Origin of the sequence: uncultured Roseovarius sp. (genome assembly GCF_947259555.1) — a bacterium.
Taxonomy (GTDB): Bacteria; Pseudomonadota; Alphaproteobacteria; order Rhodobacterales; family Rhodobacteraceae; genus Roseovarius.
Genome location: NZ_CAMYMD010000012.1, coordinates 87805 through 95159, shown reverse-complemented (window position 1 = coordinate 95159; position 7355 = coordinate 87805). Strand labels below are relative to the sequence as shown.

General features: G+C 57.0%; 6 protein-coding genes. 2 read left to right on the top strand and 4 right to left on the bottom strand.

The annotated features are described in order from the left end of the window. Positions 1 to 333: 333 nt before the first annotated feature. Together Q0X85_RS02100 and Q0X85_RS02095 are read right to left on the bottom strand one after the other, a co-directional pair. Positions 334 to 2040 (bottom strand): bifunctional sulfate adenylyltransferase/adenylylsulfate kinase, encoded by a 1707-nt coding sequence (locus tag Q0X85_RS02100; RefSeq protein ID WP_297768339.1) that lies wholly within the window; start codon positions 2038 to 2040, stop codon positions 334 to 336. Between the two features lie 181 nt (positions 2041 to 2221). Next, positions 2222 to 4000 carry a hypothetical protein gene (locus Q0X85_RS02095; RefSeq protein WP_297768336.1) on the bottom strand — a complete coding sequence of 593 codons (1779 nt, stop codon included), beginning with the start codon at positions 3998 to 4000 and terminating at the stop codon, positions 2222 to 2224. Between the two features lie 400 nt (positions 4001 to 4400). Between Q0X85_RS02095 and Q0X85_RS02090 the strand changes: the two genes are divergently transcribed. Together Q0X85_RS02090 and gmd are read left to right on the top strand one after the other, a co-directional pair. Further along, the gene (locus Q0X85_RS02090; RefSeq protein WP_297768348.1) at positions 4401 to 5351 is read left to right on the top strand and encodes a cytochrome-c peroxidase; all 951 of its coding nucleotides are present in this window, start codon (positions 4401 to 4403) and stop codon (positions 5349 to 5351) included. Positions 5352 to 5487: 136 nt separating this feature from the next. Then, positions 5488 to 6609: a GDP-mannose 4,6-dehydratase gene (gene gmd / locus Q0X85_RS02085; RefSeq protein WP_297768333.1), complete on the top strand. Its 1122-nt coding sequence runs from the start codon at positions 5488 to 5490 to the stop codon at positions 6607 to 6609. Between the two features lie 125 nt (positions 6610 to 6734). On the opposite strand, the gene rpmE is transcribed toward gmd, so the two are convergent. After that, a complete protein-coding gene (gene rpmE, locus Q0X85_RS02080) occupies positions 6735 to 6956 on the bottom strand; it encodes a 50S ribosomal protein L31 (protein ID WP_297768330.1) in 222 nt (73 codons plus the stop codon). An 11-nt stretch (positions 6957 to 6967) separates the two neighbouring features. Then, positions 6968 to 7351 carry a 50S ribosomal protein L19 gene (gene rplS, locus Q0X85_RS02075; RefSeq protein WP_297768327.1) on the bottom strand — a complete coding sequence of 128 codons (384 nt, stop codon included), beginning with the start codon at positions 7349 to 7351 and terminating at the stop codon, positions 6968 to 6970. Between the last annotated feature and the right edge of the window lie 4 nt (positions 7352 to 7355).

Genomic DNA, 7355 nt, shown 5'->3' with positions numbered 1-7355 from the left:
CGCCGCGGCAACTCTGCCAGAAACTCCCTTGTAGCTCCCATCGAGAAACTCCCCACAAATCAAAGAAGCCTCTGGATCGCAGATCAGGCGCTATGACGTAAGTGTGGGCGCGGCGCACCGGTTACAGATATGCAACACGCGCTGGCAAATATGTCCGAGGCGGATTTCATTGCGCGACAGCCTGCACTCAAGGCGGTGCGCCCGGTCGCGGCCGGTTATGCGGACTTGTATCGTCGCGCGGCCGAGGCAGTACGAGAAAGCCTCTGACGTAAAAGGGCCGCCCCCAAAGGAGCAGCCCTCAAAATCTGGTGTGGCCAGTCGAGCCCCCTGCGATCAGCCCGCGATCAGGCCCATCGACTCCAGCTTCAGAATGACCTGATGGGCGCAGTTGTCGACATCGACATTCTCGGTCTCGACGCGCAGCTCGGGATCGGCGGGCACATCATAGGGGTCTGAAATCCCGGTGAATTCCTTGATCTTGCCCTCGCGCGCCAGCTTATAGAGACCCTTGCGGTCGCGGCGTTCGCATTCCTCGATGCTGGTCGCCACATGCACTTCGATGAAGGCCCCGAACTCCTCGATATCCTCGCGCACCGCGCGTCGCGTGGCGGAATAAGGCGCAATCGGTGCACAGATGGCGATGCCGCCATTCTTGGTGATCTCGCTCGCCACATAGCCGATCCGGCGAATGTTGAGGTCGCGGTGCTCCTTGGAGAACCCCAATTCAGAGCTGAGGTTCTTGCGCACGATATCCCCGTCGAGCAAGGTCACGGGACGCCCGCCCATTTCCATCAGCTTGACCATCAGCGCGTTGGCAATCGTGGATTTACCCGACCCCGAGAACCCGGTGAAGAACACGGTAAAGCCCTGCTGCGAGCGCGGCGGTTTGGTCCGGCGCAACTCCGTCACCACCTCGTTGAACGAGAACCAGTCGGGGATCTCCAGCCCTTCCTGCAAGCGGCGGCGCAATTCGGTGCCCGAGATGTTGAGGATGGTCACATCATCCTTGTCCTCGATTTCGTCGATCGCCTCGTATTGTGCACGCTCCTGAACATAGACCATGTGTTTGAAATCGACCATCTCGATGCCGATCTCGTCCTGATACTCGCGGAACAGATCCTGCGCCTCATACGGCCCGTAGAAATCCTCGCCCGCCGAGTTCTTGCCAGGGCCCGCGTGATCGCGCCCGACGATGAAATGCGTGCAGCCGTGGTTCTTGCGAATCAGACCATGCCAGACCGCCTCGCGCGGGCCCGCCATGCGCATCGCCAGATTGAGCAGGCTCATCGTGGTGGTCGAGCCGGGGTACTTGTCCAGAACCGCCTCGTAACACCGCACGCGGGTGAAGTGATCGACATCGCCCGGCTTGGTCATGCCGACGACGGGATGAATCAGCAGGTTGGCCTGCGCCTCCTTGGCGGCGCGAAAGGTCAGTTCCTGATGCGCGCGGTGCAGCGGGTTGCGGGTCTGGAACGCCACGACACGCCGCCAGCCCAGTTTGCGAAAGAGGGCGCGCAGCTCGTTGGGCGTATCGCGGCGGCCGCGAAAATCGTAGTGCACCGGCTGCTGAATGCCGGTCACCGGCCCGCCCAGATAGACCTTGCCGGCCGTATGGTGCAAATAGTTCACCGCCGGATGCGCGCTGTCATCGGCCCCGAACACATGCGCCGCCTCGCGCGCCTTGTCCGGTGTCCAGCGGTCGGTCACGGTCATCGTCCCGAGGATCACGCCCTCCTGATCACGCAGCGCGATATCCTGCCCGATCTCGATACCTTCGGCAAATTTTTCGCTGACGTCCAGCGTGACCGGCATCGGCCAGAGCGTGCCATCTGCGAGGCGCATGGTCTCGACCACGCCATCGTAATCCGCCTCGCTCATGAACCCTTTGAGCGGGTTGAAGCCACCGTTCATCAACAGTTCCAGATCGCAGATCTGACGCGGGCTCAGATCCCAGCTGGTGAGATTGCCAGCCTCGACCTTGAGTTTCTGAGCGCTCTCGTAAGAGACGTAGAGTTCGGGGATGGGGGCAAGATTTTTCATGTCAGAGTGTTTATCTCAAAGCTTTGTTGGAGTTACCGTCTTTTGCACACACGAAATGTGATAACGGGGGCGCAAGCCACCCTTCGTTGCTTGCCCTTGCCGCGTCTGGACCAAAAGGTCAAGACTACCAAAACTTAAATTCAGTTGAAGGCAAAAATACTCCAACTGAGACCCAAGCGTATCACTTATCTTCATCTTCGGGTGGAGATGAGGTTTCGTCTACTTCTGTATCAGCAGCGCTCTCTTTCTTTCTCATCGCTATTTTCTGTATGTGGCGCTCAGCTTTGCGTTTGGCCTCGGTTTCGAGCCGCTCCATCGAAAGTTCTTCATTACTTACTTTAAGCGCCTCAAGCTGCTCGCGCATTTGAGAAATCGTGATGTGGCCCCCACTCAAGGTGTCGCGCAACACGAGAAGTTGCCGCTCCAGCGTACATGCGGACTTGTAAAGATCAGAAGATTTCTCGTTGGCTTCGCTAAGAATTTGGGTGCATTGCTCACCACTCGCCACGCCAGCGGTGTTCAGAGTTTCGGCTTGGCTAAGCTGATCAGAGAAAGAGAGCGCGGCTTCTGATAATGAGCGCGATTGATCAATCAGGAACTCAAGATTTGAAACTGCATTGTCTATCTGCTCCTTGGTCTCGAACGAATTCTTGACTGCGCGGCTCAGTTCAACCTCACTTGATTCTTTCGCTTTGGACAGCGCGACAGACATTGCCTTGAATTTCTTACGGGCTTCGATCGCATCACGAAGCTTTTTCTCGGAAGCCAATTTCGCACGAGATATTGCGGAAGCCTTTGCTTTGGCATCCTTTAGGCTGACAGACAGCATTTCTGCCTTGCTCGCGGCGGCACTGAGAGCGGTCTCAAGCTTCGAGTTGTTGAGCTGAATTTTCTTCATCTGCGCCTCGAGCGCTTTTGACCTGCTCCGTAACTCAGCGATTTCCGAAGCTTGCGTCTCGATCTCTTCTTTCAACTCAAGTCTTTGCTTTTTAGCTTTCGTCAAAGCAAAGGAAGTTTCACCATAATCCTCGACAAGAGCCGACAAGGCATCAAGGCGCACGGATCGGGGAGGCGGCGTCTCATAGGTGGGAACCTCATCTGGCGATTCGACTTTCAAGCCGATCGTCCCTTCGATTTCCTTGAACCGTTCGCGATAATCTTCCAGCTCCGTGGGTGTCATTCCTGGCAGGCGATATTTAGGGCCCGGAAGTGAGGTGAGCGTTTTAATCGCGTGGCTGGTGCGCGTGCCTGAACCCACCGGATTAAACGAGTTGTAGAGAAACATTGCCTCAACGGCCGTTTCTGTTAGGCCTTCGTTTGCATAGATTTCGTCGATCCCGATGTCGTCTGCGCTTGGCGCTCCGATGCTCTTGAGAAACGCGTTGCAGATACCCTCTTTCACGGCGTTTTCGAACTTGAGGAAAATCGTGTTCTCACGTCCGAAAACGTCAATAATGTTCTGAGGGCTGTCGTAAACCGTCCCGAGAGCTTCACGATATGAAATCGGTCCATGCCGCCCAACCCGGGCTCCGTGCCCTGAAAAAGACGCCCACCAAGAAGTAAGATTCCGGTAGATGTAGACGGCTTTAACGTCACCGAACTGATTGAGATAGGCGCGGAGCCGTTCCATCTCCGTTGGCTGCATTTTGTTCAGGTTTTCAGTCGATAGAATGATGGACTCTGCGCCTTGTGAAACAGCAGCTTTGAGAGATTTGGTCAGAACCATCTTGGTGTACTGATTTTCCTTCCTTATTTCTTCGAGAGACAGATTGCGTTTGACGTAACCAGAGTATGTCTCGGGACGTTCTTGGAATGCGGGGTATAAGCCCTCGTAATAATTATCGCGACCGATGTAATGGATGCCGCGTTCAAAAAGCGCCTGACGCCCGGCAAAGAAAGAAGCTTGCAAAGTAGTAGAGCCAGCTTTTTGAGATCCCATATGCAAATATATAGTGGACATTCTCTCGTGTTCCTTGCGTCATCAACGTCTGCAAGAAAAGGAGTAATCGTTTGTGCTTTGGAGGTCCAGTGATGTGGGGGCGATAGCCATTACTTTAATTACCGCGCGAATTTTACACTTTTGTCCCGATGCCTTCGAGAACATGTCTTTCAAATGACGTTTTGAAACGCATTATGTTTGGACAAGGTTCATCCATCGAACTTCGAGTTTTCGACATCCGTTGATCCTGATCAAGGTGCCTGTCGCTCCGCAATTTTAGAATAATTCTGAACGCGCGACTGTTCATCTTGCAAGGAGCAACTCCGTGACACTTCCCCGCAAATTCATTCTCGGCACAGTTTCCGCACTGGCGTTCGCTCAGGGGGCCGCCGCATCAGACCTGCGCGAGCGTGCGCAAGACATGTTTGCGCCGCTGCCCTCGACCATCCCGGCGCTCAATGACAATGTCATCACCGACGAAAAGATTGATCTCGGCAAGGCGCTGTTCTTTGATCCGCGCATGTCCGCATCGGGCGTGTTTTCCTGCAACTCGTGCCACAACCTCGCCACCGGCGGTGACGACAACATGGAAACCTCGATCGGCCATGCCTGGCAAAAAGGCCCGCGCAACTCGCCCACCGTGCTCAATGCCGTGTTCAACGATGCGCAGTTCTGGGATGGCCGCGCCGCCGACCTTGCCGAACAGGCAAAGGGCCCGGTACAGGCCGGTGTCGAGATGGCCAACACGCCTGATAACGTGGTCAACACGCTCAATTCCATGCCGCAATACGTGGAGTGGTTCGAGGCGTCCTTCCCCCAAGAGGCGGCCCCGGTCAGCTTCGACAACTTCGCCAAGGCGATCGAGGCCTATGAGGCCACGCTGATCACCCCTGCGCCGTTCGATGCATGGCTCAACGGCGACGATGGCGCGCTCTCGGACGAGCAGGTGGCCGGGCTGGAACTGTTCATGGAAAAGGGCTGTTCGGCTTGCCACAACGGCGTCAACCTCGGCGGCAACGGCTATTATCCCTTCGGCCTGATCGAGAAACCGGGGGCCGACGTGCTGCCACCCGATGACCGGGGCCGCTTTGCGGTGACCGAGACGGCGGATGATTCCTACGTGTTCCGCGCCGCGCCTTTGCGCAATATCGACCAGACCGCGCCCTATTTCCACTCCGGCAAGGTCTGGGATCTCAAGGTCGCGGTGCAGATCATGGGCACCTCGCAACTCGGCACCGAGATCAACGATCAGGAGACCGATCAGATCGTCGCCTTCCTCGGTGCGCTGACCGGCAAGATGCCCGAAGTTGTTTACCCGGTGCTGCCGGCTGAGACGCTGAAGACACCCCGCCCGACGGGTGAGGTGCAGTAAACACCCGCGCGGGGGGCCGGACGTGCGGCCCCTCGTGCTCTCCTGATCCCTTGGCTCGCTTGCAGAAAATCCACTACTCGACTACGACATGCGAGCGTAGATGCATATTCGGGCGAGGCTACATCGGGAGCAATTCATGAAGAAAGCCCTCATCACCGGTGTTACGGGCCAGGACGGGTCTTATCTGGCGGAGTTCCTGCTTGAAAAAGGCTACGAGGTGCATGGGATCAAGCGCCGGGCTTCGCTGTTCAATACCCAACGTGTCGACCATATCTATCAAGATCCGCATGTCACCAACCAGAACTTCAAACTGCATTACGGTGATCTGAGCGACAGCTCAAATCTCACGCGCGTTCTGAGCGAGGTGCAGCCCGATGAGGTCTACAATCTTGGCGCGCAGAGCCATGTCGCAGTGAGCTTCGAGGCCCCGGAATACACCGCTGAGGTGGATGCCATGGGCGCTTTGCGTCTGCTCGAGGCGATCCGCTTTCTCAGGCTTGAAGAAAAGACGCGGTTCTATCAGGCCTCCACATCAGAGCTGTTCGGGCTTGTTCAGGAAACGCCGCAAAGCGAGACAACACCGTTTCACCCGCGCTCACCCTATGCGGTGGCCAAGATGTATGCGTATTGGATAACGGTCAATTACCGTGAGGCCTATGGCCTCTACGCCTGCAACGGCATTCTCTTCAATCATGAAAGCCCGCGACGCGGCGAGACCTTTGTGACGCGCAAGATCACCCGCGGCCTTGCCAATATCGCGCAGGGTCAGGAAAATTGTCTCTATATGGGCAATATCGACAGTCTTCGCGATTGGGGACATGCCAAGGATTACGTGCGCATGCAGTGGATGATGCTGCAACAGGACACGCCCGAAGATTTCGTGATCGCCAGCGGCAGGCAGTACAGTGTGCGTGAGTTCATCCTGTGGAGCGCGCAGGAATTGGGGATCGAGTTGAGCTTTTCCGGCGAGGGGATGAATGAAATCGCGGTGGTCGAGGCCGTCAGCGGTGACAAGGCCCCGGCGATCAGGCCCGGCGATGTCATTCTGCGGATCGACCCGCGCTATTTCCGCCCTGCCGAGGTCGCGGCGCTGTTGGGCGATTCGTCCAAGGCCAAGGCCAAACTGGGCTGGGTGCCGCAAATCACAGCGCAGGAGATGTGTGCCGAGATGGTGGCCGAGGACCTCAAGACGGCCCGCCGCTACGCGTTGCTCAAGGCGCACGGCATGGACATGCCCGTAAGCTTCGAGGACGGATGATGGAGCGGCGGAGATCCAAACGGGTCTGAGCGTCGCTGTCCAAAGCTGAAACCGTCTAAAACGCTTGGCAACGAAAAACGCCGCCCCGAGAGGCGGCGTTTTCTTTAGCTGTGCGGCAAGCGGCTTTAGAAGCCGAGACCGGCATACTTGTTCTTGAACTTCGACACACGGCCGCCCGCGTCCATCAGGCGCGAGTTACCGCCGGTCCAGGCCGGGTGAACCGAAGGATCGATATCGAGCGAGAGCGTGTCGCCCTCCGCCCCATAGGTGGAGCGCATCTGCACGACGGTTCCGTCGGTCAGTTTGACGTCGATGAGGTGATAATCGGGGTGGATGTCTTTTTTCATCGTGCCAGTCCTTACGCAGACTTGCCCTTGAGGGGCTTGTAATGGGTGTCCTCCGCGATGCGGGCCGATTTGCCACGGCGCGAGCGCAGATAGTAGAGCTTGGCGCGGCGCACACGGCCACGGCGCACGACCTCGATCTTTTCGATATTTGTCGAATAGAGCGGGAACATACGTTCGACGCCTTCGCCAAACGAGATCTTGCGCACCGTGAACGATCCGGCAATGCCATGACCATTCTTGCGGCTGATGCAGACGCCTTCAAAGTTCTGCACGCGGGTGCGGGTGCCTTCGGTCACTTTATAGCCAACGCGGATCGTGTCGCCGGCCTTGAAATCGGGAATTTCCTTCCCGAGCGAGGCGATCTGTTCGGCCTCCAACTGAGCGATAATATCCATCGCT

Coding starts and splice junctions, on each gene's coding strand:
- rplS (WP_297768327.1), bottom strand. CDS start 7,351: ATGGATATTATCGCTCAGTTGGAGGCCGAACAGATCGCCTCGCTCGGG.
- rpmE (WP_297768330.1), bottom strand. CDS start 6,956: ATGAAAAAAGACATCCACCCCGATTATCACCTCATCGACGTCAAACTG.
- Q0X85_RS02100 (WP_297768339.1), bottom strand. CDS start 2,040: ATGAAAAATCTTGCCCCCATCCCCGAACTCTACGTCTCTTACGAGAGC.
- gmd (WP_297768333.1), top strand. CDS start 5,488: ATGAAGAAAGCCCTCATCACCGGTGTTACGGGCCAGGACGGGTCTTAT.
- Q0X85_RS02095 (WP_297768336.1), bottom strand. CDS start 4,000: ATGTCCACTATATATTTGCATATGGGATCTCAAAAAGCTGGCTCTACT.
- Q0X85_RS02090 (WP_297768348.1), top strand. CDS start 4,401: ATGTTTGCGCCGCTGCCCTCGACCATCCCGGCGCTCAATGACAATGTC.